This is a genomic window from Streptomyces sp. NPDC093149 (assembly GCF_044754145.1).
GTDB lineage: Bacteria > Actinomycetota > Actinomycetes > Streptomycetales > Streptomycetaceae > Streptomyces.
Genome location: NZ_JBIVON010000008.1, coordinates 11,966 through 35,243 on the forward strand (window position 1 = coordinate 11,966; position 23,278 = coordinate 35,243).

The window sequence follows — 23,278 nt, forward strand, 5'->3', positions numbered from 1 at the left end:
AGGGCCGGGGAGGGAATCCGTCGTCGTACGGGTGCCTTCCCCGGTCGTATCCCAGCCAGCAGTGGAGGTCAGCCGTGTGGGCGCTTCTTCGCCGCAATGCGCAGTTCCGTCGGATGTTCGCCGGCGAGGCGGTCTCCAGCTTCGGGGACAGCGCCATGTTTCTGTCACTCGCCATCTGGGCGAAGGACCTCACCGGCTCGAACGCCGCCGCCGGTCTGGTCATGCTGGCACTCACCGTGCCGGGCCTGTCCGCGCCCTTGCTGGGGCACCTCGTGGACCGGGTGCATCGCAAACCGCTGCTGGTCAGGATGTACGGCGGCATGGCGGTTCTCGTGCTGTCGCTGCTGGCCGTCCGGGGCTCCGGCCAGTTGTGGATCATCTATGTGGTCGCCCTCGCCTACGGGGTGCTGGTCTCCACGCCCGCCCGGCAGGCGCTGCTGAAGGACCTGCTGCCGTCGTCCGACGCCGTCCAGGCCAGGTCGCTCCTCATCGCCACCAGGGAGGGCGTGCGCATCGCCTCCCCGGTGGCGGGCGCCGGGGTGTACGTGGCCTTCGGCGGTGTCGCACTGGCCGTGTTGGGGGCGCTCACACTGAGCGCGGCGGCGCTGCTGATCGGTTCGGTCCGGGTGGTCGAGTCGGAACCGGATCCTGTCGAGGAGTCCTTCACCACCTCCCTCGCCGCCGGCCTGCGGTATCTGCGCGGCATACCGCTGCTGTTCCGGCTGACGCTGGCGATGGTCGTCTTCCTCGGCGGCATCGGCATGCTGGAGACCGCGGCCTTCGCCGCCGTCGATCACGGCCTGGGACGCCCGGCGGCGTTCGTCGGGGTCATGGCGTCGATCCAGGGCGCCGGTTCCGCGCTCGGCGGTCTGATCTCCGGGACGGTGGTACGGCGGCTGGGGGACGTCGGAACCAGCTGCGTCGGCTACGGACTCGTCGCGGTGGGGCTGCTGTTGTGCGTCTCCCGCGATGTGGCGCTCTTCCTCGTCGGGACGACACTCATCGGTGCGGGACTGCCGTTCGTGGCCGTGGTGCTGGGCGCGGCGGTGCACCTGTACGCACCGGCCCGCATGCAGGGCCGCGTCAACGCCACGGTCAACACCGCGAAGGACGGGGCGCAGGCCCTGTCGCTCACGGCGGGCGCCGCGCTGATCGGGGTGCTGGACTACCGGGTCATGTACCTGGTGATGACAGTGACCACGGTGGCGTGCGCGGTCAGTCTGCTGGTCCGCTCGATTCCCGCTCCGGAGGTGGTGCCGTCGGTGGCGGACGCCCCGGCCGGCGAGGGGCCCGCACCGGGCGCGGCCCCAGCGCGCGAGCAGGACAGCGGCGAACCCGCGGGCGAGCCGCGGGTGGGGTGAGCCCCGCCACAACGGGCCGCGCCGAGCGCAGTGTGGCAGGGCTCCACGAAGAGGGGCGCGCGGGACGGGGCCTGTGCCCCGGACGCCGGGTGAACGCGCGCGCCGGGGCGCCTGCGGTGCGGGCGCCCCGGCATCGGTCAGCGGCGGATCTGGTAGGCGCGGGTCACGGTCTGCTCGATGGTGTTGCCATCGGCATCGGTGGCCTGCACGCGCAGCGATACGAAGCCCGCGTTCGCGGGGTTGCCGATCGTGCCGTTGAGGCCGCCGTCGAGGCGGACCTGCCGCCAGTTCGCGCCGTCGTCGTACGAGGCCCACAGCTTCGCCCCGGCAAGCTTCAGACCGTTCAGGCCCTTGGGGTGGCGCACGCCCAGTCCGATGCGGGTGGTGGAGTGCGGCCGGGCGCTGTTGGCCTGGTCGACGTCGAGTCGGTAGTCGACCGACAGGACGGGGAGCAGGGTCAGTCCTTCCTTCCGCTCGGAGTGGAAGCGCCAGTCGGTGCGCACCTTGGTGGAGGTCGTCCAGCCGGGGGCGTCCCGCTGCACGTCGGTGACCACGCGGTATTCAGCGCGCTCTGCCGTCATCGGGAAGGCGACGGGCGCCGAACGGACGCTGCCGAGGAGCTGGCCGTCCCGGTAGACGGTGGACAGCGCCTTGTCGCCGGCGGCTTCGACGGAGAAAGACTGGTCCGGCGCGGTGTCGAGCAGACCGCCCGACGCCACCACACCGACATCGCCCTGCCGGACGGCCGAGTTGGACTGTCCGTCCCGCAGCGCGGTGCGGACCACGGCTTTGTTCCAGTCGCGGTGCACGCGCTGTCCGGCCTTGAGCGTCGAGGCGTTCGTCACCATCCAGGAGCCGTCCGACGTCCACACGGGAGCCGCCTTCACCGCTTCCCAGGTGGGCACGTCCGCGGAGACGTACTCGGTCCGGGAGCGCGGCAGGACCACTCGGTCGAAGCCGAAGTACGCCGTCGGCTGCATCGGCGAGCGCGTCAGCCGGGCGTATCCGCCCTCGGTGACCGGCGTCGAAGCGTGGAACGAGGAGTCCACGGTGGCCAGTTCCTCGTCGCGCACCCGGTAGCGCTGGTCGGCGGGGATGCCGCCCTTGCGGTACTTCAGCAGCTCGTAGGCGTACGGGCTCACCGCCGTACCGGAGATCCTGATCACGGCGTTGTCCAGGGCCGCCAGCTCCTCGCCCTGGGTGCCGGAGAGAGTCATCGCCGGGATCTTGGTGGCCGTCGAGCCCCAGTTGCCTGCGAGCCAGTTCTCGGGCACGTCGTTGTAGATGAGGATGGCGAGCGCACCCGCGCTCGCGGCGTCGTCGACCTGCTCCCGCACCGTGCGCTCGGCGCTCCGCTTCACCAGGGCGAGCTTGCCCCGGACGTCCTCGCCGGCCTTCGCCACGCGCAGGACGCGGGTGCCGTCGATACGTGCGGAGCCCGTCCAGCCCTCGAGGTAGGCCGCGTCCAGGGCCCGGTTGCCGTGCCCGACGAGGCGGGCGTCGAGTGCGGGTGCGCCGAGCGACCAGCCGACGCGCGACTCGAAGCGCTCGTTCGCGGTCTGCGACGGGATGGAGTACACGGCCGTCTCGCCGTCCAGCCACGTCTCGCGGTCGTGGATGAGGTCGCCCTCCACGGCCTGGAAGTTCAGACCGATGCGGGCGCGGTTGGTCTCCGTCGGCCGGGAGGTGGTCATGGTGACCGGGCCGGCCTTGGTGCCGTCCAGGGTGAAGGTCCGATCGGAGTCGATCACCGTGCCCGGCCGGGCGGCGTAGGTGTACTCCTCCAGTCGGCTCCAGTCGGAATTGTAGTGGAAGATCTCCGAGATGAAGGCGTGCTCGCCGCGCGGTACCCGCACCACGACGGTCCCGTCCGCTGCGACCGGGTACGTCTCGGGCAGCCCGTAGCGGCCCAGCTGCCAGGCGGTGACCGCGGCGATGCCGCTCGTCGGCTTGCCGTCGCGGTCGAGCACCTTCAGCGTGACGTCGAAGCGCTGTACGTCCCGGCCGAAGCCGACCGCCGTCACTGCCGCCGTCCGCCCGTCGGCGGAGACCGCGGTGACGTGCGCGCCGTGCGATCCGGTCGTCACACCGACGGTGTTGAGGGTGAGGTCGACCTCGGTGGTCCCGTGCGCCGGCACGGTCACCGAGTCGGCTCCCAGGCTGAGCACTCCGGGCGGCAGCTCCTCACCCGCGTTCTCGACCTTCAGGGCGAGGGTGACCGGCTGGTCGCCGTCGTTGACGTATTCGATCTTCTTCCCGACCGGGGCGGTGGCGTCCCAGTCCCGCAGTCCGAAGTCGACCGTGCCGCTGGCCGATACGGGCTGCCGGAGTGCGCGTGCCACGTCCACGCGGCCGGCGCCCTGGGCGTAGACGGAGGTGGCGGGGGTGGTCTTGGCCGTACTGATCAGCTGGCTCTTCAAACGGGCCGCCGTCCAGTCGGGGTGGCGCTGCGCGAGGATCGCGGCGGCGCCGGCCACGTGCGGCGTGGCCATGGAGGTGCCACTCGCGGTGGTGTACGAGCCGTCCACCGGTGTGCCCATCGTCGTGCCGGCGGCGCGGGCGGCGACGATCCGCGAGCCCGGCGCGGTGATCTCCGGCTTGAGCCCGCCGTTACCGCCTCGTGGGCCCCGGCTGGAGAAGTCGGTGACCGTGTCGGTGGAATCCACGGCGCCGACCGTCAGGGCCGCGTCGGCGGCTCCGGGTGAGCCGACGGACGTCGCCGCGGGGCCGCTGTTGCCCGCCGCGATGGTGAACAGCACGCCGGTCTGCGCCGTCAGTTCATTGACCGCCATCGACATGGGGTCGGTGCCGTCGGCGCCCTCTCCGCCGCCCAGGCTCATGGAGATGACCTTCGCCCCCGAGTGCGCGGCCCAGTCCATCCCTTCGATGATCGAGGATTCCGAGCCGCTGCCGCCGTCGTCGAGCACCTTGCCCACGATCAGTCCGGCTCCCGGTGCCACGCCCCGGTACTTCCCGCCGGAGGCGGCTCCGCTTCCCACGATGGTGGAGGCGACGTGGGTACCGTGGCCGTGGCCGTCGCGCACCGTCTCGCCGGGGACGAAGCTGCGGCTTTCCACGATGCGGTCGGTGAGGTCGGGGTGCGTGGCGTCGACACCGGTGTCCAGCACCGCGACCTTCACGCCGGTGCCGTCGAAACCGTCCTTCCACGCCTCCGGGGCGCCGATCTGCGGGACGCTCTTGTCGAGGAGCACCTTGACCTGCCCGTCCAGCCAGAGGCGCTGGATGCCGCCCGACAGGCGGGCCTTGGGGGTACCTGCGCGGGCGCTGTCGTCGTCGATGGCCTCCCAGAACGTGGCGCTCTTGCGCTTGTCGGCGCTGACGGCGGCTCCGCGCAGGCCGGGGAGTTTCCGGGTGAGGCGGGCTCCGCCGGGTACGGTGTCCTTGGCGCCGGACGCGTAGCGCACGATCATCGGGGTCGACGCGTGGTGGGCGTCGTCGTACCCCTGGGCGATGAGCTGGGTGACGTTGAACAGCCGACCGTCCACCTGGCCGTTGTGCACCAGCGCTTCGACGTCGCGCGGGATCACGTACACATCGGTGCCGACGGCGTACGTCCGCAGTTCGGCCGCATTGCGGTGGTACGGGAGGATGTTGACGGCGAGGGTCTTGCCCGCCCTCGTGGCCACCGTCACCTGGTCCCCCGTGACGAGGGTGACCTTCGAGGTGCGGACTTCTGCTTGGGACGGGGTGGTTACCGCGTCCTCCCCGGTCTTCGGTGCGGGGGTGGCACCGTACACCAGACCGCCGCCGGCCAGGGTGGTGGCCATGGTGGTCGCCAAGGTGAAGCTGAGCAGTGCGGCTCTTCGCCTGAAACGCATGCTGAACGCTCTCCTTCCGCCGGCAGGGAGGGTTCCGCGACCGGCGGGTCAAGCCTTGGCAGGAAGGGGCACCGACGCTACGGCCGCGCCTGACGAAGAAGTGACATGTCCGCTCGCCGCCACTTTGCGCGTATCGCAGTCGGGAGGTCGTCGTACGTGATAGCGCGGACATCGTCCCGGCGTGCGGGTGTGGTTAGATCACGCTGTTTCCGGTGGGTGGTACATCGGTTGGGGTGGGTCGGGGTGGGTGGGGGCGTCGTGAGAGGCGGGCACATGCTGGAGGCCGCGGGGATCGGGGAGGGGGAGGAGCGGGTGTACCGCTTCCTCGTCGGGATGCGTGAGGCTGATGCCGCAGTGATCGCGGAGCAGTTGGGGCTCGAAGTGGCCCAGGCACACAGGCTGTTGGCCTCGCTCCACGACAAGGGGCTGGTGGGACGGGTGGCCGTCTCGCCTCCGGGGGGCGCGGTGCGGTATGTGCCGGTGGCGCCCGATGCGGCGCTGCGTCCGTTGCTGCTGCGTGGACATGAGGCGCTGGAGTCGGCGCGGCGGGGGGTGGAGCAGCTCACCGAGGAGTACCGGGCCGCGGGGCGGCGGCATGACGCCGGGCAGCTCGTCGAGGTGATCACGGGGGTGAGTGTGATCCGACAGCGGCTGCGTCATATGGCCTACGGGGCACGTGAGATGCGCTGGCTCTGCAAGGCCGGCCATGTGGCCATGCCTGCGGCGGAGAACGACGAGGAGTGGGAGCTGCTCGCCCGTGGGGTGCGGTACGAGGCTATATACGAGCGCGCTCTGCTGGAGGAGCCCGGCATGGTCGACAACGTTGCCCGGAGTATCCGCGCGGGTGAGCAGGCGCGGGCTACCGGGACGCTTCCGGTGCGGATGGTGATCGCGGACGGTTCGATCGCCATCTGCCCGCTGATGCACGGTGGTTCGGGGGGTTCACTGGGCGAGCCTACGGCCGCGGTGGTGCACGGCAGCAGCCTGCTCGACGCTCTGATCGCGCTGTTCGAGAGCCAGTGGGCGGCGGCGTCGCCGCTGCACGTCACGGACTCCGGTGAACTGGCCGACTTCGGCGGCAGTCAGCGACCCGGCGCGAACGTCGCCGACGACGAGCGGTATCTGCTGTCCCTGGTCGTCGCCGGGGTCGCGGACAAGGCGATCGCCTCGCAGCTACGGGTCAGTCAGCGCACGGTGCAGCGCCGGATCCAGGTACTGATGCAGCGCGCCGGTGCCGCGACGCGGACGCAGTTGGTGTGGCAGGCGGCGCGGCGGGGGTGGCTGCCATGAGAGGAGGTGGCTTTCATGAGATACGAGCCGCTGTTCCCGTCCCGCAGCGGACGTCGGTGAGTCCGTCAGGTCGAATGCCGGTTGATCTGACGGACTCACCGGGCCGGCGGCAGGGCGTGCCGCTCAGTTCGTGGCGAACGCGCGGCGTACTTCCTGAGTCACCTCGTTGCCCCGGCTGACGTGTCCTGGCTACGCGCTCGGCGGCGCCGCTTGCTGCACGACCTCGAAGGACCACAGTGTGGACTGGCTCGCCGCCGGCCTGGGGCGCTCACTGCTCTCCGTGCCACCGCTCTGGTGGGCCGTCTTCATGGGGCCCTCCATCCAGGCCTGGAAGGACTCTTCATCACGCCACCGCGTGTAGACGAGGTAGTTGTCGGTGCCTTCGACGGGGCGGAGGAGTTCGAACCACTCGAACCCGTCGGAGTTCTCCACAGCATGGGCACGGGAGGCGAAGCGCTTCTCCAGCGTCATCCGCTGCTCGGTGGGGACGGTCAGTACGTTGATCTTGACTACGCTCATGGCCTCATCCTGCCTCACGGCAGTCGGCAGGATGAGGAGCGGCTCGTGTACGGCATGGATCCGCGGGACGCCGCTCGAATCGGGACCGTCACCACAGCAGTCGTGCTGCCCGTCGCAAGGCGGAGGGGCTGGCCGGGCGCCTACGCCTTCCTCGGCTACGCGCCCGACGCGCCGGTCGAGCTGACGCCTCTCGTCCTGGAGCGCACCGAGCTCGCCGACGGCGACACGCTCAGCTTCTCCCCGACGGGCGCGGCGCGCGCTCACCGCTTCCGCGGCACACCGCACAGGGCGAGGAGGTCGTCCATCATGTTTTCGAACAAGGGCAGGTAGTCATCGAATGACGAGGCCATGTGTCCGTAGACGGCCATGCAGAGCAGCCCGTAGATCTGCCGCCAGCACGTGATCATCACCATGGCGACCCCTGGCGGGTAGTCGTGCTCCATCAACCGTCCGTACGCCGTCACCTGTGCCCGAAGGCGCGGCTCCATGTCTTTCACAGACGGGTACCGCAGGATGCCCCGGCGCCACAACTGTGCGAAGGTCTGTCCGAACAGACCGCCCAATTCCCTGATCAGCACCTGGTCGACGTGTTGCCCTGAGGCGACCAACCGTGCGTAGCCCGCGCCCATGAGGAGATCGAACTCACCAGGGTTCGCGACCGACCAGTCCACCACTGCCCTTGTAGCTGCGTAGAGTTGACCACCGAGATCCTCCGGGTCCATCGTCCCCGCCGCGTCGGCGACGGTCGACACGAAATCACGCGTGACGCCTTGGTAGACCGCGAGCGTGAGGCCCGGCTTTCCCTCGAAGTAGCGATACAACGCCGGCGGCGTGACCCCCAGCTCCCGGGCCACCGCCGACAGGCTCAGGGCCTCGACGCCCTGCGTGGCGATGAGCCGGCGCGCCGCCGCGAGCGCGTCGTGCTCCAGCTCGACGCGCAGGCGCTCCCGACGTGACGCGGGCCGACCGGTCTCTCCCCTGACGGAGGGGCGCATCTTCACCTCTCAATGACTCTCGGCTCAGCAACTCGGCCAAGCCGCTGCGAAGTTGATGGATCTCCCAGTTGCAGTGACACCATGTTATGTGGTTAATACCTTTCACTCTGTTGATGGGTGTCACGCCTCACCGTGGCGCCGTGAAGGGATAACGCATGACCATGCAACGCAGACGGGCCTGGTGGCTCGGCGTCCTTGTGGTGCTCGCACTACTGGCCGGAGGCGGGGTCGCCTTCTGGAAGATTCAAGAATCCGACACCCGCCTTGCCATCGAGATCAAAGGGCTGCCCGGCGATGCCCGGTCAGCCGTCACGGTCACCGGGGCCGGCGGGTTCAGGCGTTCAGTGACGGCCTCCGCCACCGTGGAGGTACCCCCGGGATCCGTCCGCGTGACACCTGCACCGTTCAAGGCGGCCCACGCGACCTACTACACCTCGCGTGACGTGCTCACCACCACAGTCGACAGCGGCGAGTCGGCGCGCCTGATCGTCGACTACCAGATCGCTGTTGCCGACAAGGCTCGCATTCTCGACCACACCAACCCCGGGCTGGCCAGAACGACCACGGGCAAGGATCAAGAGCTGCTGTTCCGGGCCGATGCCGAGAGCGCACAGAATCTGAAGACCGGCGACATCCTTCTCGCAGCCGAGGGGCCTCAGACGCCCAAAGGCCTGCTGCGGCGGGTAGTCCGTATCGAGCATCGTAAGTCCGTGCTGGCCGTCGAAACGGCACCGGCGCGGCTGCAGGAGGCCATGCCCAAGGCTGTCCTGCGCTTCCCTGCTGCACGCAAGGGGAGCGCGGCGGCCTCGGACGTGGTGCCGGCCGCGTACGCGGCGGATCCGCCGATCCCCAAGCCCGAGGCCGAGGTAGCCCTCAAGATCGACGCACGGATGGGCAAGGTCAAAGGCGGTCAGGCTTCATGCGGGATCAACCACCCGCTGTTCAAGGCGGAGGGCGAATGGCCCAGCGTCGACCTCACCGGAACCGATATGGGGTTCGATGAGACCGATCTTGTCTGGGCGCAGCTTCAAGCAAAGATCAAATATTCCCTGAAGACCACCTGGGGTACCCCACATTCTGCGCATTGCGGCTGGGAATGGGAGGAAAGCCTGGACAAGACTCACGTGGCCAGCGCGATGATCGCCGTGCTGGCGCGCGTCGGACCATTCACCGTCCGTCCTGAACTGTCGGTCTTCGGAGGGGTCGAAGCCCAGGCGGCGACAGGACTCAAGATTGAGTCGAAGATTGAGAATGAATTCACGGTGAAGTCCCGGCTCAGCCTGAGACCTTTCGCTACAGCGCATATCGAGGACAAGGATCCTGCCAAGTATGATTCCAAGCTGGCCGGGGCCACAGAAGGGAAGTTGAAGGGAAAGGTCGGCTTCAGGGTCAAACTTGTGGCGGGCGTACCCCTGGATGTTTTTGCTACAGAATTCTTCCTGGAATTCGGAACCGGTGTGGAGGGAAGTATCGAACCACTGAACCGAAAGGCCAAGGTCGAAGGGTTCATCGAAGGTGGCGCCGGCATGGAGGTGAGCGCAGGTGAGTTCGCCGGCCGGCAGGTCGGAATGACGATTCCGCTCTACAAAGTGCCACTCTGGGAACGCAAGATCCCTCCGACCCTGGCCTACGCCACGCAGAGCAGCATCGAGGTCAGGACGGGCGAAGCCGGCCCTGACCGCGTCGCCCCGATTCCCCCGGGCATGGCGGCCCGCCGGCTTGTCTGGTCACCGAACGGCGAACAACTCGCTTGGAGCACCGCCCCGACGAGATCCGGTCATGACGAGGGGCGCGTCTACCTGGCTGATCTGGCGACGGGCAAGGTCGGCAGCTGGGAGTGCGGGAGCTGTCGGTTCTCCTTCGCGGGAGACGCCTTGCTCTCCAAATGGGACACGCTGGGTGGTGAGGAAGCCGGCTTCGCCCGGTATCGCATCGGGCAAGAAGAGCCCACCGCTGTTCACCTGGAGAACCCCGCGACGCTCCACCGCGGGCAGACCCAAGAAGAAGTCTGGGAGGTGGCCAGGAAATACTGCGGAACCGGAGGCTGTGCGACGATTGATCTCTACGGCGAAGCGGCGAGCTCGGGCGATTCACTCATCGGAATTCCGTGGAACGACTGTCGCCCCAAGCTGTTTCGCGTCAACTCGCGCCTCCAGCCATCCGCCCTCACCGTCGCCAACGCCTACCCCGACGTGGTCGAACCCGGACCCGACGGGCGGTTGCTGCTCTCCGGAGTGAATTCCGGCGGCTGTGACGGACTAGGACGGCCGGGCCATCTGGAGTTCTCGGAGGTGTCCAGGACCGGGCAGTTGAGTACGGTTCCGGTTCCCTCTCTCTACCAGTCCTGGGAGCCGTGCTACCTCTGGTACGACGAGAAGAAGAACCCTCACGCCGTCCTCGCCCCTCCGATGGATGATGGCGACGTTCTCACTGTGGAGTACCCCTGCTTCCAGCAGCTACCCAGGAAGTTCAGGACTCTGGAGAAGCAAGGAAATTCCTGGGAAGAGAGCGATGACGCTGTGCTGCTGCGGAGAACTCAAGGAGACTGGAGTGCTGAGCTGCACGTCGGTGGGCGGTTGACAGCTGAGAATTCCGGCCGGCGATTCCGTGTCTCCGAGCGTGTGCGCACGTTCGCCTGGGGTCCAGGGGCATCGTAGACGCCCCCTGATGAGAGCGCGCCCAACACGTGGCGGTGGCCGAGCCTCGACTCGTGGCAGGCGAGGTCACCGCGGCGCCGCTTCCATGGTGCTCCCTCACCACCCGGCCGGAGCAGCGACACCGGGAACCGGTCGACGTCCAGCTGATTCTGCGCCGCGACGGCACCACGGGCCCGGAGGTTTCCTGCTGTCCCGCCGTGCCGGAAACCTCTACGCCTCCGGGCTGTGGCACCTGGTCCTCGGGCACCTCGACGGCCTCCACGAGGACGTCGTCGACGCGCTGATCCGCGAGGCGGCGCAGGCGCATTCCCGATCGATCCGTTCACCAGCCGGAGGCACCCCGTGACGCCATCCACTCCCCCGTCTCCGATGGGCGTGTTCGCGCATCCTGATGACGAGTCCCTGCTCGCGGGCGGCACGATCGCCCAGCACACCGCCGCGGGGAACCGCACCGCGGTCGTCACCACCACCTGGGCCGCAGACAGTCCCCGTGCGGCCCACCTCGCCGACGCCCTGGACGTACTCGGCGCGGGCAAACCGCGCATGCTCGGCTACGCCGACGCACGCAACCCCTCCTCTGCTCCCGGCCGGCCGCGTCTCATCGACACGCCCCTCGACGAGGCCGTCGCCCGACTGGTCCACCACATGCGGCGCTTCCGCCCTGACATCGTCGTGACCCACGACGTACTCGGCCAGATGACAGGCCACCCGGACCACCGCCGCACCCACCAGATCGCCCTCCTCGCCTGCGAAGCCTCAGGCCTCCCGCACCTCTATCCGGAAGCCGGCGCCCCCTGGCGGCCTCAAGCCCTGTACGCGGCCACCCACCCCGACAGCGACGTCGGCGAGCTGGCACCGCTGCTCGCGGGTGTCGGAAAGAGCGTGCTGCGCGTCCCGGACGAGTACGTCACCACGCTCGTGGACGTAACCCCGTGGATTGCTGTGAAGTGGGCCGCGATCCTCGCGCATCAAGGCGAAGTCGCCCGCGAGCGCTCCCTGCCAGGCGTCCTCGTCCGCCTGCCCGAAGAAACCCGCCACAAGATCATCCGAACCGAGCACTTCACACGGCTCACGCCCGAGCCGGTCCCGGGCGCCCCGCATCGGCTCACCACCGGATCCGGCCACCGGTCACGTCTGCACTCGCGTCCTCGCCACCCCAGAACAGGCCGTCGAGCTCTTCGACTGGGGCCCGTCGGCCGCGGATCAGCTCGACGCCGTCCACGAGGCACGCCAACGCCTCGGCATCCCCAGAGCCGCACGCCGGCCCTTCACCGAACTCGTCGGCCCCACTGCCTGGTAGTTCCGCGCTCTGGGCGCGTGCGGGAGCCGGGCTGGGACAGACGCCTCCACCAGGTGGTGGAAGAGGCCGGAGCACATGCCTTCGAAGGGTTGCGGACCGGTGAAGTCTCCCTCAGGTGTGGCCCGCTGACGGGGACTCGGCGAAAGCGCCGGCGGCTGCGGCGAGGGCGGCGGTTCTGGCCGCGTGACCGGGCAGGTGCGGGTCGGGTGATGTGCGGAGAAGCACGAGTTGGTGGTACAGCGGCGCGGTGGCGACGATGAGCAGTCGCCGGGCGTCGGTGTGCGGTGAGAGTTCGCCGCGCCGGACAGCCCGGCCGACGACGATCTCGCAACGGGCGTATCGGTCCTCCCAGAGCCGTTGTTGGGCGTGGAAGGCTTTCTCGGAACGGAACGAGGCGGCGATCAGCGCTGCGACGATCGGTGGCTGTGCAGTCAGGGCTGTCTGGATCTCCAGGTTCAGTGCTGCCAGGTCGCCTTCCAGTGAGCCGGTGTCCGGTGGCTGCCAGTCGTCGTCGCTCGCCGCGTCGAGGACGTCGGCGAGCAGGCCGCCGACGTCCACCCAGCGCCGGTACACCGTTGTGCGGTGCACACCCGAGCGGGCGGCGACGGCGTCCATGGTGAGCCCGTCATAGCCGTGTTCGCCGAGTTCCGCGAGGACCGCGTCGAGCACCTGCGTACGAACTCGGGCGGTGCGGCCTCCGGGCCGGCGTCGCGTCGGAGGCGGCCGGGTGCTTTCCGGTCCTGGGTCGGTGGGAGTCATAGCCGGTAATCCGATTGCTCAGGGGGACAGTGGTATGACAGCATCTTAAAACAACAGTTGTCGCATTAGTGGAGTGATCGATCGATGCTCTTCCGAAGCGTTCGCCCGGCCGCGCGGCCCTTGACGGCCGCCTTGTTCTCGAATGCTCTGGAGTGCCTGCATGCCTACACAGATCACTGCGCTCGCCGTCAGCAAGTCCTTCGACGGCAGGCTCGTCCTTGACTCGGTGACCTGCTCGCTCGCCGCGGGCGAGCGCACCGGGATCGTCGGCGAGAACGGCTCCGGCAAGACCACCTTGCTGCGCCTGCTGGCCGGGCGTGAACGGCCCGATCAGGGGGAGGTCGTCGTCCAGGCCGCCGGCGGCATCGGCTATCTCGCCCAGGACGAGCGACTGGCGCCGCAGGCGACCGTCCAGCAGATCGTCGACCGGGCCCTGAGAGATCTACGCGCAGTCGAGCAGCGAATGCGTCGTCTGGAGGCCGCGATGGCCGATGGCGACGAGTCGGGCATGGCCGAGTACGGCGAACTGATGACGGTCTTCGAGTTGCGTGGCGGCTACGACGCCGACGCCCGGGTGGAACGTGCCCTGCACGGCCTCGGCCTGGGGCTGGTGGGCCGCGAACGTACCGTGGGCAGTCTGTCGGGCGGAGAACAGGTCCGGCTGCGGTTGGCGGCCGTTCTGGCGGCCGCACCGGAGGTGCTGCTGCTGGACGAGCCGACCAACCATCTCGACGAGGCTGCCCTGAGCTGGCTGGAAAATCACCTGCGCACCCGACGGGGCAGCACGGTGGCGGTCTCCCACGACCGTGTCTTCCTCGAACGTGTCGCCACCAGCCTGCTGGAGGTGGACGCCGACCGGCTCCGCGTCGTCCGGTACGGCAACGGCTACACCGGCTACCTCGCCGAGAAGGCGGCTGCCCGACGACGCTGGGTCCAGGCGCACGACCAGTGGCGGGCCGACGTCGACCGGCTTCGCGAGGCCGCCGCGACCACCGCCCGCCAGGTGGCCCACGGCCGTCCGATGAAGGACGGCAACAAGATGGCCTACGACCGGGCGGGAGGCCGAGTGCAGCAGTCGCTGGCAGGCCGGGTTCGCAACGCCGAGGAGCGACTGCGCCGCCTGCTTGCCGACCCGGTCCCGCCTCCGCCCGAGCCACTGCGCTTCACCCCCGTACTGCGGACCCGCCGCCTGCAGGGCGTCGTACTCGACGCCGCCGGCATCGCCGTCAACGACCGGCTCGACCGCACCGACCTCACCGTCACGGCGGGCGAACGCCTGCTGATCACGGGGCCGAACGGAGCAGGCAAGAGCACCCTGCTCCGTGTCCTGGCCGGGGAAGTCGCCCCCGACACCGGGAGCGTCAACCGTCGCGGCAGGATCGGCTACCTCCCCCAGGAGCCACGACCCGGGAAAGCGGACGAGACGGTACTGACCGCCTTCGCCCGTGGACGGGCGGGGGAGGCGGCCGGATACACCGAACGGTTGCTGTCCCTCGGCCTGTTCGACCGCGATCAGCTCATGGTGCCGGTCGGCCGGCTGTCCACCGGACAGCGGCAGCGTCTCGCTCTGGCGCGACTGCTCAGCGAGCCGTCGGACGTCCTGTTGCTCGACGAACCCACCAACCATCTGTCACCCGCCCTCGTCGAAGAACTGGAAGCCGCTCTGACCGGGTACAACGGCGCAGTCGTCATCGTCAGCCATGATCGCCGCCTGCGGCGGCGCTGGCGGGGCGCCCATCTGGCCGTGCAGCCGACTGCGGCGTCCACCGCCCAGGCCTGAGGCCCGCCGGCCCCGCAGGCATCCCTTCAAAGAGGAAGCACTTCGTGATGTCACGTGTTCACGCCGACCCGACCGTGGTGCATCCGCTGCCCGAGCAGCCACGGGTGGCGCTGCTCAAGCCGCTGATCACCTCGCCGCTGATCGAGGTCGGGGAGTTCTCCTACACGTCAAGGCCCGCCGCCGATCCATTGAACGAACCCTGACCGAGAACGACCGACCCTGCGAAAGCCGGGCTCCTCCTGAGGAAACGCTACGCGCGGTCGGGCCGAACGGCTTCACGGCCGTGTTGCCGAACTCCGGTGGTCGCCCTACAAGCGGTGGCCCGCTCCCGTACCGGCTGTCCCTTCACGTTCCAGCACCGAGAATTGAGTGTCCACATGCCTGCCTCGTCCCACCACAACCCGTTCGCCGACCGGCTTCGCACCCATGCCGCCCCGCTCACCCACCTCGACCGGGAAGCACCGCTCGACGACCTGGAGCCGCTGCGCGCCGTCATCGGCAATGCCCGCGTCGTCGCGATCGGTGAAAGTTCCCACTTCATCGACGAGTTCGCGCTCATGCGCGAGCGTATCCTGCGGTTCCTGGTCGAACGCTGTGGTTTCACCGTCCTGGCCTTCGAATACGGTTTCAGCGAAGGCTTCCCCCTTGATGCATGGGCCCTGGGCGAGGGGGTGGACGACGACCTGTCGGCCCACCTCGACGCGGCGATCCCCGTAGGAGTCGATGGGCCGCTGCGCTGGATGCGCGGGCACAACCGCGCGGCCTCATCGCCGGTGCGTTTCGCCGGCATCGACATCCCGGCGGCCGGTGGGTCCTTGCTTCCCGCCCTGGCCCCGATCGCCGACTACCTGCGCCGCATCGACCCCGAAACCCTGCCGGCGGCCCAGGAGGCGATACGGATCGCCGAATCGTTCGCCGGTGGCTCCGGGGCGGACGCCGCGCCCGCGTGGGCACGCCTGGCCACCGCCGAACAGGACGGCCTCAGCGCGACCCTGATGCGCCTGCTCATCCGGTTCCGCTCCCTCGAACCGCTGTACGTCTCCCGCGGCGACCAGCAGAGCTTCGACATCGCCGTGCACCGACTCGAAGGCGCCTGCCACGGCGACTACACCTTCCGCGCCATGGCCGGCCTCTTCGCCGGCAAAGGTCTGACCGCCGACACGTCGGCCCGGGACGTCTACATGGCCGAGTCGGTCCTGTGGCACCTGGAGCGCTTCGAACCCGGAACCCGCGTCGTGCTGGCCGCTCACAACGCCCATATCCAGAAAACGCCTGTCTCCTTCAACGGTCACCTCACGGGACTCCCGATGGGGCAGCACCTGCACCGCGCTCTCGGGGACGAGTACGTCGCCCTCGCCCTGACGAGCACCACCGGACACACGGCGGAGATGCGCCGCGACGAAAACACCCGCTTCGGTTTCACCGTCGACCCCACCCCGTTGGACGCCCCCGAACCGGGAAGTATCGAAGCCGCTTTCGCCGATGCCGGCCTCGGACTCAGCATCGCCGATCTGCGACGGGCACGCCCGGAGGCCGGAAGCGACGCCGACTTGGCCCCGGGCCCCGACCGCATCCGGATCCAGAGCGCCTACCTGCGCACCCCCGTCCTCGACGCGTTCGACGCCATCCTCCACACCCCGACCTCCACCGTGGCCGACGACCTCGACCTCGACCTTGACCACGTCACCGACACCGACACGGTCGTGGAGAAGACGCGGTGAACGGCCGTGACGGCAGGCTGTACGCGCTCGCCACGGGATCGGACCGCGCTGCGGCCCACAACGAATGCCTTACGAGGGAAGGGGCCAGTGATGGACGCCGATGCGATACCCGTGGGCGCAGGCCCGGCCGGCCCGTGCAACCGTCGTCGCGTCGCGGCTGACGGCCTGTCTGCCCGTCGCTACTCGGCGGGCCCGGCGGGCTCGGCGATCAGCGCCGTGGCCATGGCTCGGAAGCCGAGCCTGGCGTAGATCCGGGCGACGTCATCGTCACCCGCGGACAAGAAGACGGTCTCGACGCCTCGCGATCGTGCGTCGGCCACCAGCACAGCGGTCACCGCCTCAGCGAGACCCCGGCGGCGCGCGGTCGGCAGAGTTCCCACGCCGACAATCTCGGTGACCGCGCCGACAGGCTGGTGCTGGCCGGCACACAACGCCGTGCTGTCCTCCACCGCGGCGGCAACACGCGTCAGACCGGCCAGGATGCGTCCGACCGCGCGTTCCATCGATCCGTCACCGGCATGGCCGCGCACCGCCTCGTCCAGTTCCGCCGGGCCGGCGGCCCCGACAGCGGTGCCGGGCTCGGCGAAGGCCAGGTGGGGGACGGCCAGCGCGCTCGGCAGCACGGGATCGTCGTGCCTCACAGTCCGGAGCACCACGCCGTCGGCCACCTCGGGCACGACAGGGGTCGGTACGTTCGGGCCGAGCACCATCAAGGGGTGCTCGTGCACCTCAAGGCCCGCCTGCTCGACCGCAGCCCGCAGCTCGGGGGCGGTCTCGGCGACCCACTCGAACGTCTCCGGAATCCCGAGTTCGCGCTGCCGGGCACGGACCCGGTTCACATCGGCGGCACTCACCGCTCCGGACCACCCCAGGGTCGGACGGGCATAGAGGGGCCAGCCCTGCTCCTCTCGTACGAACAGGGTCAGCGGCCCGAAGTCCTCGACTCGGGCTCCGGAGCGGGGAACCGCGTCGTAGTACTGCTCAAGTCGACCCAGCAGCTTTCGGCCATCAGCAAGATCCAGAGACGTCACGCCGAGCATCCAAGCAGGAGCTCGGCAACCACTGCCACCGCATTACGTTTTGTCGACCGAGACATCGCGAACCACGTCGATGGTCACGGCTCTCCCCCATCCACGGAGCCGACCCGCTCGGCACGACCCTGCTCTCCTGCGCCCTTGCCCGCCTCCCCGCGGAAGTGGCCGACGCCGCGGTATGTCGGCTCGATTTACCCCTTGCCCTCCGCCCCTCGACGAAACGGGTGGAGGCGCGATCGATGCGCCTCTCCCCCGGCCTGGCCGGCACCGGTATCCAGAAGCAACCGCGATCCGTTACGGACGCTCCGAGGCACCCCCGAGCAGCTCACGGTGTCCTTGTCCATGGACGCAAGCGGCTTGCACGGTTTGCAGCGAACTTACGTTTCCTGAAAGTCGAAGCGAAAACCCCTGGTGTGAACGGGTGTTGGCTTGCACGAGGTCGAGACGTTGCCGATCGCTGCCTGCGCGATCAGTAGACGGTGCATCAATTCTCTGCAACCCTCCGATCGTTCAACGCAAGAGATCTCGTACATGGTGCATAAATCTAATCCTCATCACGACACGACTGAGCCGCGCTTCGTCGCCGTCAGGGCGCGAGGCCGAGGATCGGGGAACCATGAGAGCGAAACGCTGGAGGTCGCGGGGCTTGAGCGCCGTGATCGTGACCACTCTTCTGACGCTCGGCGCGCCGACGCTGACGGCATCGGCGGCCGACGGAGAGAACATCGCGGCCGGCCGGTCGGCCGCGGCGAGCAGCGCACAGAGCGGAAAGGCCGCCACCGGCATCACCGACGGGAACCAGAGCACGTACTGGCAGAGCTCAGGCACCTCTCTGCCGCAGTGGGTCCAGACCGATCTCGGCACCACGATCAGGGCGGACCAGGTCGTCCTGAAGCTGCCGGCCGGATGGAAGCGCCGTAGCCAGACACTCTCCGTGCAGGGAAGCACCGACGGGACGAGCTTCACGACGCTGAAGAACTCCGCCGCGTACACCTTCAGTCCGGGATCGGCCAATACCGTCACGGTGGCCTTCCCCGCCACCAAGGCGCGGTTCGTGCGGATCAACATCACCGCGAACACGGTCGGGCGGGTCGCCCAGCTCTCCGAGTTGGAGGTGCACACGGCAGGCGAGTCCTCCGTCAACCTGGCGAGCGGACGCACTCTGACCGCGAGCAGCCACACCGAGGTCTACACCGAAGGAAACGCCAACGACGGCAACAGGGCCACGTACTGGGAGAGCCGCAACAACGCCTTCCCGCAATGGATCCAGGCCGATCTCGGCTCTGCCGTCCGTGTCGACCGGGTCGTCCTGCGGTTGCCCGACGGATGGGGTGCGCGCAGCCAGACACTGAAGCTCCAGGGCAGCACGAACGGCTCGGACTTCACCGACCTGACCGCGTCCAAGGCGTACACCTTCGACAGTGCGGGCGGGCAGTCCGCGACGATCACCTTCGACGCGGCCACCACACGGTACGTCCGCGTCCTGATCACCGCGAACAGTGTCCAGCCTGGGGCCCAGGTCTCCGAACTGGAGATCTACGGTCCGGCGTCGGGTGACACGCAGGCACCGACCGTGCCCGCCAACCTGGCCTTCACCGAGCCTGCGAGTGGTCAGATCAAACTGACCTGGAGCGCGTCCTCGGACGACACGGGCGTCACCGGCTACGACATCTATGCCGACAACACGCTCCTGACGAGCGTGAGCGGTGACGTCACGACGTACACCGACAACCGGCCCGCCGACCAGACCGTCTCGTACTACCTGCGGGCCAGGGACGCGGCGGGAAACCAGTCGGGCAACAGCAACACCGTCACCCGGCGCGCCGGCACGGGTGACACGCAGGCGCCGACCGTGCCCGCCAACCTGGCACTCACGGAACAGGCGAACGGTCGGATCAAGCTGACCTGGAGCGCGTCCTCGGACGACACCGGCGTCACCGGCTACGACATCTACGCCAACAACACGCTCAGGGGCAGCGTCGCCGGCGATGTGACCACCTACACCGACACGCAACCAACCTCCGCCACCGTCAACTACGTCGTCCGGGCGAAGGACGCCGCCGGGAACCAGTCCGGCAACAGCAACTCCGTCACCCGCAACGGATCCGGGGGCGCGGGCTCCAACCTCGCGGTGGGCAAGCAGATCAGCGCGTCCTCCGTGGTCCACACCTTCGTCGCGGCGAATGCCAATGACAACAGCGTGACGACCTACTGGGAGGGGGCGGCGGGCAGCTACCCGAACACCCTCACCGTCAAGCTGGGCGCGAACGCCGACATCAGCAGCCTCGTTCTCAAACTCAACCCGGACAGCGTGTGGTCGGCCCGCACCCAGACCATCGAGGTACTCGGCCGGGAACAGAGCGCCACGTCCTTCACCGGGCTCGTCGCCGCGAAGAGTTACACGTTCGACCCGGCGAGCGGGAACAGCGTCACCGTTCCCGTCACCGCGCGCGTCGCCGACGTGCAACTGAAGTTCACGGCCAACTCCGGCTCGTCGGCCGGGCAGCTCGCGGAGTTCCAGGTCATCGGAGTTCCGGCACCCAACCCGGATCTGGAGGTCACGGGTCTGACGGCAACACCCGCCGCGCCGGTCGAGTCGGACGTGATCACGCTCAAGGCCACGGTGCGCAACAACGGCCCGGTCGCGGCGCCCGCCGGCAGCGTGGCGCTGCGGCTCGGCGGCACGAAGGTCGCCACCGCGCCGGTCGGAGCGCTGGCCGCCGGGGCGCAGACCACCGTCAGCGCCTCCATCGGGTCCCGGGACGCGGGCACCTACGAGCTGAGCGCGGTCGTCGACGAGGCGAACGAGATCATCGAGCAGGACGAGTCCAACAACACCTTCACCAGTCCGGACTCCCTCGTGGTGAAGCCCGTCAGCAGCTCCGACCTGATCGCGGCCGCGGTGGACTCCTCGCCGTCCAGCCCCGCCGCGGGAGACGCCGTGACCTTCTCCGTCGCGATCAAGAATCAGGGCACCGTCGCCTCCGACGGGGGGAACCACGGCGTGACACTCGCCGTGGTCGACTCCAAGGGCGCCACCGTCAAGACGCTGACGGGCGCGTACACCGGCAAGATCGAGGCCGGCGCGACCACCGCCCCGGTGAAGCTCGGCACCTGGACCGCGGCCGACGGTTCGTACACGATCAAGGTCGTCCTGGCCGACGATGCCAACGAACTGCCGGTGAAACGCGAGAACAACACGTCCACCCAGCCGCTCTTCGTCGGGCGCGGCGCCGACATGCCGTACGACATGTACGAGGCGGAGGACGGCACGGTCGGTGGCGGCGCCCAGGTCGTGGGTCCCAACCGCACGGTCGGCGACATCGCGGGCGAGGCGTCCGGCCGCAAGGCGGTGAATCTGGACGCGACCGGTGAGTACGTCGAGTTCACCACCCGCGCCCCGTCGAACACCCTGGTGACCCGCTTCTCCATCCCGGACGCCCCGGGCGGCGGAGGCATCGACTCCACGATCAACGTCTATGTCGACGGCGTGATGAAGAAGGCGCTCCCGCTGACGTCCAAGTACGCCTGGCTGTACGGCGCCGAGACCTCGCCCGGCAATTCCCCGGGTTCGGGCGCGCCGCGGCACATCTACGACGAGGCGCACATCATGCTCGACGAAACCGTGCCCGTCGGCAGCAAGATCCGACTGCAGAAGGACGCCGCGAACACCTCCACGTACGCGATCGACTTCATCAGCCTGGAGAAGGTCGCGCCGGTCGCCAACCCGGATCCTGCCACGTACACGGTGCCTGCCGGCTTCACGCATCAGGACGTGCAGAACGCGCTGGACGCGGTGCGGATGGACACCACCGGCAAGCTGGTCGGCGTCTATCTGCCGGCCGGTGACTACCAGACGTCGAGCAAGTTCCAGGTCTACGGGAAGGCGGTGAAGGTGGTCGGCGCCGGTCCTTGGTACACGAAGTTCCGGGCGCCTTCCGCGCAGGAGAACACCGATGTCGGGTTCCGGGCCGACGCCTCCGCCAAGGGGTCGTCGTTCTCGAACTTCGCGTACTTCGGCAACTACACCTCGCGGATCGACGGACCGGGGAAGGTGTTCGACTTCGCCAACGTCAGCGACATCGTGATCGACAACATCTGGAACGAACACATGGTGTGCCTGTACTGGGGCGCCAACACCGACCGGATCACCATCAAGAACTCCCGGATCCGAAACATGTTCGCCGACGGCATCAACATGACCAACGGGTCGACGGACAACCTCGTGACCAACAACGAGGCACGCGCCACGGGCGACGACAGCTTCGCGTTGTTCTCGGCGATCGACGCCGGCGGGTCGGACATGAAGAACAACGTCTACGAGAACCTGACCTCGATACTGACCTGGCGGGCCGCGGGCGTCGCCGTCTATGGCGGCTACGACAACACCTTCCGCAACATCCGCATCGCGGACACGCTCGTCTACTCCGGGGTCACCATCTCGTCGTTGGACTTCGGCTACCCGATGAACGGCTTCGGGACCGATCCGACGACCTTCGAGAACATCTCGATCGTGCGGGCAGGAGGCCACTTCTGGGGCTCGCAGACCTTCCCGGGCATCTGGGTGTTCTCGGCTTCCAAGATCTTCCAGGGCATCAGGGTCAACCATGTCGACATCGTCGATCCGACCTACAGCGGAGTCATGTTCCAGACGAACTACGTCGGCGGGCAGCCCCAGTTCCCGATCAAGGACACGATCTTCACCGACATCTCGATCTCGGGTGCCCGTAAGAGCGGGGACGCGTTCGACGCCAAGTCCGGGTTCGGCCTGTGGGCGAACGAGCTGCCGGAATCGGGGCAGGGGCCGGCGGTCGGTGAGATGACCTTCAACGGTCTGCGGTTCTCCGGCAACGCGGTGGACACCCGGAACACGACCTCCACCTTCAAGATAAACGTCAATCCGTAGAAGGGAGACGGGAACCCGTAGCAGGTGGACGGGGAGTCCCTCCAGCTGAGATGCAGGACTAACGCAAGCAGCTTGCGCAGCTTGCGTTAGTCTTGCGTGTATGACGCGACGACTTGCTGAAGTAGCGAAGAAGGTGGGTGTCAGTGAGGCCACGGTCAGTCGGGTCCTCAATGGCAAGCCCGGAGTCTCCCAGGCGACCCGGCAGTCCGTACTCACCGCACTGGACGTGCTCGGGTACGAGCGGCCGACCCAGCTGCGGGGCGAGCGCGCGCGCCTCGTGGGCCTGGTCCTGCCCGAGCTGCAGAACCCGATCTTCCCGGCCTTCGCCGAGGTGATCGGCGGTGCGCTGGCGCAGCAGGGTCTCACTCCGGTCCTGTGCACCCAGACCAAGGGTGGCGTCTCCGAGGCCGATTACGTGGACCTGCTGCTCCAGCAGCAGGTCTCCGGCGTCGTCTTCGCCGGCGGGCTGTTCGCCCAGGCGGACGCGCCGCACGAGCACTACCGGCAGCTCGCCGAGCGGAAGATCCCGGTCGTCCTCATCAACGCCCCGATAGAGAACCTCGACTTCCCCTGCATCTCCTGCGACGACGCCGTCGCCGTCGAGCAGGCCTGGCGCCATCTGGTCTCGCTGGGCCACGAGTCCATCGGTCTGGTGCTGGGCCCCGCCGACCACATTCCCTCGCGGCGCAAGCTGGGGGCCGCGCGGGACGTCGCACGGGCCAACGGCGGGGAACTGCCCGACGTGTGCGTGGAGCGGACGATGTTCTCCCTGGAAGGCGGCCAGGCGGCCGCGTCGCGCCTTCTCGACCGGGGTGTCACCGGCATCATCTGTGCGAGCGACCCGCTGGCCCTGGGTGCCGTACGGGCGGCTCGTCGGCGCGGTCTCGCCGTACCGGGCGACGTCTCCGTGGTCGGATACGACGACTCCGCCTTCATGAACTGCACGGAGCCCCCGCTCACCACCGTGCGTCAGCCCATCGAGGCGATGGGGCGCGCGGCCGTCGAGTTGCTGTGCACCCAGATCCAGGGCGGGGAGGTGCACCCCGGTGAACTGCTCTTCGAGCCCGAACTGGTGGTGCGCGGTTCGACGGCTCAGGCTCCGCGGTAGCCCCGGCCG

13 protein-coding genes and 2 pseudogenes are annotated in these 23,278 nt (G+C 68.7%); 9 read left to right on the plus strand and 6 right to left on the minus strand.

Features of this window, described 5'->3' with window-relative positions; translation table 11 throughout:
* Positions 1-74: 74 nt before the first annotated feature.
* The gene (locus ACIQCZ_RS23760; protein WP_402284696.1) at positions 75-1,361 is read left to right on the plus strand and encodes an MFS transporter; all 1,287 of its coding nucleotides are present in this window, start codon (positions 75-77) and stop codon (positions 1,359-1,361) included.
* 137 nt (positions 1,362-1,498) lie between these two features.
* Here ACIQCZ_RS23760 and ACIQCZ_RS23765 read toward each other — a convergent pair whose 3' ends face one another.
* Complete coding sequence (locus ACIQCZ_RS23765; RefSeq protein ID WP_402284697.1) at positions 1,499-5,200, minus strand: S8 family serine peptidase; 3,702 nt, start codon at positions 5,198-5,200, stop codon at positions 1,499-1,501.
* 273 nt (positions 5,201-5,473) lie between these two features.
* Here ACIQCZ_RS23765 and ACIQCZ_RS23770 point away from each other — a divergent pair, with 273 nt between their 5' ends.
* Entirely contained in the window at positions 5,474-6,490 is a 1,017-nt protein-coding gene (locus ACIQCZ_RS23770; RefSeq protein WP_402284698.1) for a helix-turn-helix domain-containing protein, read from the plus strand.
* Between the two features lie 189 nt (positions 6,491-6,679).
* Here ACIQCZ_RS23770 and ACIQCZ_RS23775 read toward each other — a convergent pair whose 3' ends face one another.
* The gene (locus ACIQCZ_RS23775) at positions 6,680-7,009 is read right to left on the minus strand and encodes an antibiotic biosynthesis monooxygenase family protein (protein ID WP_402284699.1); all 330 of its coding nucleotides are present in this window, start codon (positions 7,007-7,009) and stop codon (positions 6,680-6,682) included.
* Positions 7,010-7,269: 260 nt separating this feature from the next.
* Positions 7,270-8,004, minus strand: a complete 735-nt coding sequence (locus ACIQCZ_RS23780; protein ID WP_402285047.1) for a TetR/AcrR family transcriptional regulator — start codon at positions 8,002-8,004, stop codon at positions 7,270-7,272.
* A 155-nt stretch (positions 8,005-8,159) separates the two neighbouring features.
* Between ACIQCZ_RS23780 and ACIQCZ_RS23785 the strand changes: the two genes are divergently transcribed.
* On the plus strand, positions 8,160-10,661 hold the full coding sequence (locus ACIQCZ_RS23785; RefSeq protein ID WP_402284700.1) for a hypothetical protein: 2,502 nt from the start codon (positions 8,160-8,162) through the stop codon (positions 10,659-10,661).
* 369 nt (positions 10,662-11,030) lie between these two features.
* A pseudogene (locus tag ACIQCZ_RS23790) lies at positions 11,031-11,396 on the plus strand (PIG-L deacetylase family protein); the annotation flags it as partial.
* Between the two features lie 21 nt (positions 11,397-11,417).
* On the opposite strand, the gene ACIQCZ_RS23795 reads toward ACIQCZ_RS23790, so the two are convergent.
* Together ACIQCZ_RS23795 and ACIQCZ_RS23800 are read right to left on the minus strand one after the other, a co-directional pair.
* Complete coding sequence (locus tag ACIQCZ_RS23795) at positions 11,418-11,699, minus strand: hypothetical protein (RefSeq protein WP_402285095.1); 282 nt, start codon at positions 11,697-11,699, stop codon at positions 11,418-11,420.
* 373 nt (positions 11,700-12,072) lie between these two features.
* Complete coding sequence (locus tag ACIQCZ_RS23800) at positions 12,073-12,720, minus strand: TetR/AcrR family transcriptional regulator (protein WP_402284701.1); 648 nt, start codon at positions 12,718-12,720, stop codon at positions 12,073-12,075.
* A gap of 160 nt (positions 12,721-12,880) precedes the next feature.
* Between ACIQCZ_RS23800 and abc-f the strand changes: the two genes are divergently transcribed.
* The 3 genes and pseudogenes from abc-f to ACIQCZ_RS23815 all read left to right on the plus strand — a co-directional run bounded on the left by abc-f (position 12,881) and on the right by ACIQCZ_RS23815 (position 16,221).
* Positions 12,881-14,500 carry a ribosomal protection-like ABC-F family protein gene (abc-f, locus tag ACIQCZ_RS23805; protein WP_402284702.1) on the plus strand — a complete coding sequence of 540 codons (1,620 nt, stop codon included), beginning with the start codon at positions 12,881-12,883 and terminating at the stop codon, positions 14,498-14,500.
* Positions 14,501-14,547: 47 nt separating this feature from the next.
* A pseudogene (locus ACIQCZ_RS23810) lies at positions 14,548-14,676 on the plus strand (antibiotic acetyltransferase); the annotation flags it as partial.
* A gap of 201 nt (positions 14,677-14,877) precedes the next feature.
* Positions 14,878-16,221: an erythromycin esterase family protein gene (locus ACIQCZ_RS23815; RefSeq protein WP_402284703.1), complete on the plus strand. Its 1,344-nt coding sequence runs from the start codon at positions 14,878-14,880 to the stop codon at positions 16,219-16,221.
* Between the two features lie 179 nt (positions 16,222-16,400).
* Here the strand turns inward: ACIQCZ_RS23815 and ACIQCZ_RS23820 are convergent, their stop codons facing one another.
* Positions 16,401-17,252, minus strand: coding sequence for a GNAT family N-acetyltransferase (locus ACIQCZ_RS23820; RefSeq protein WP_402284704.1), 852 nt, complete (start codon positions 17,250-17,252; stop codon positions 16,401-16,403).
* 619 nt (positions 17,253-17,871) lie between these two features.
* On the opposite strand from ACIQCZ_RS23820, the gene ACIQCZ_RS23825 reads away from it, so the two are divergent.
* Together ACIQCZ_RS23825 and ACIQCZ_RS23830 are read left to right on the plus strand one after the other, a co-directional pair.
* Complete coding sequence (locus ACIQCZ_RS23825) at positions 17,872-22,161, plus strand: discoidin domain-containing protein (protein ID WP_402284705.1); 4,290 nt, start codon at positions 17,872-17,874, stop codon at positions 22,159-22,161.
* 100 nt (positions 22,162-22,261) lie between these two features.
* A complete protein-coding gene (locus tag ACIQCZ_RS23830) occupies positions 22,262-23,269 on the plus strand; it encodes a LacI family DNA-binding transcriptional regulator (protein ID WP_402284706.1) in 1,008 nt (335 codons plus the stop codon).
* The last annotated feature ends 9 nt before the right edge of the window (positions 23,270-23,278 follow it).

What these genes read in the sequence shown, in the direction of transcription:
- ACIQCZ_RS23765 (WP_402284697.1), bottom strand. Translation starts at nt 5,200, where the DNA reads ATGCGTTTCAGGCGAAGAGCCGCACTGCTCAGCTTCACCTTGGCGACC.
- ACIQCZ_RS23770 (WP_402284698.1), top strand. Translation starts at nt 5,474, where the DNA reads ATGCTGGAGGCCGCGGGGATCGGGGAGGGGGAGGAGCGGGTGTACCGC.
- ACIQCZ_RS23775 (WP_402284699.1), bottom strand. Translation starts at nt 7,009, where the DNA reads ATGAGCGTAGTCAAGATCAACGTACTGACCGTCCCCACCGAGCAGCGG.
- ACIQCZ_RS23780 (WP_402285047.1), bottom strand. Translation starts at nt 8,004, where the DNA reads ATGCGCCCCTCCGTCAGGGGAGAGACCGGTCGGCCCGCGTCACGTCGG.
- ACIQCZ_RS23785 (WP_402284700.1), top strand. Translation starts at nt 8,160, where the DNA reads ATGACCATGCAACGCAGACGGGCCTGGTGGCTCGGCGTCCTTGTGGTG.
- ACIQCZ_RS23800 (WP_402284701.1), bottom strand. Translation starts at nt 12,720, where the DNA reads ATGACTCCCACCGACCCAGGACCGGAAAGCACCCGGCCGCCTCCGACG.
- abc-f (WP_402284702.1), top strand. Translation starts at nt 12,881, where the DNA reads ATGCCTACACAGATCACTGCGCTCGCCGTCAGCAAGTCCTTCGACGGC.
- ACIQCZ_RS23815 (WP_402284703.1), top strand. Translation starts at nt 14,878, where the DNA reads ATGCCTGCCTCGTCCCACCACAACCCGTTCGCCGACCGGCTTCGCACC.
- ACIQCZ_RS23825 (WP_402284705.1), top strand. Translation starts at nt 17,872, where the DNA reads ATGAGAGCGAAACGCTGGAGGTCGCGGGGCTTGAGCGCCGTGATCGTG.
- ACIQCZ_RS23830 (WP_402284706.1), top strand. Translation starts at nt 22,262, where the DNA reads ATGACGCGACGACTTGCTGAAGTAGCGAAGAAGGTGGGTGTCAGTGAG.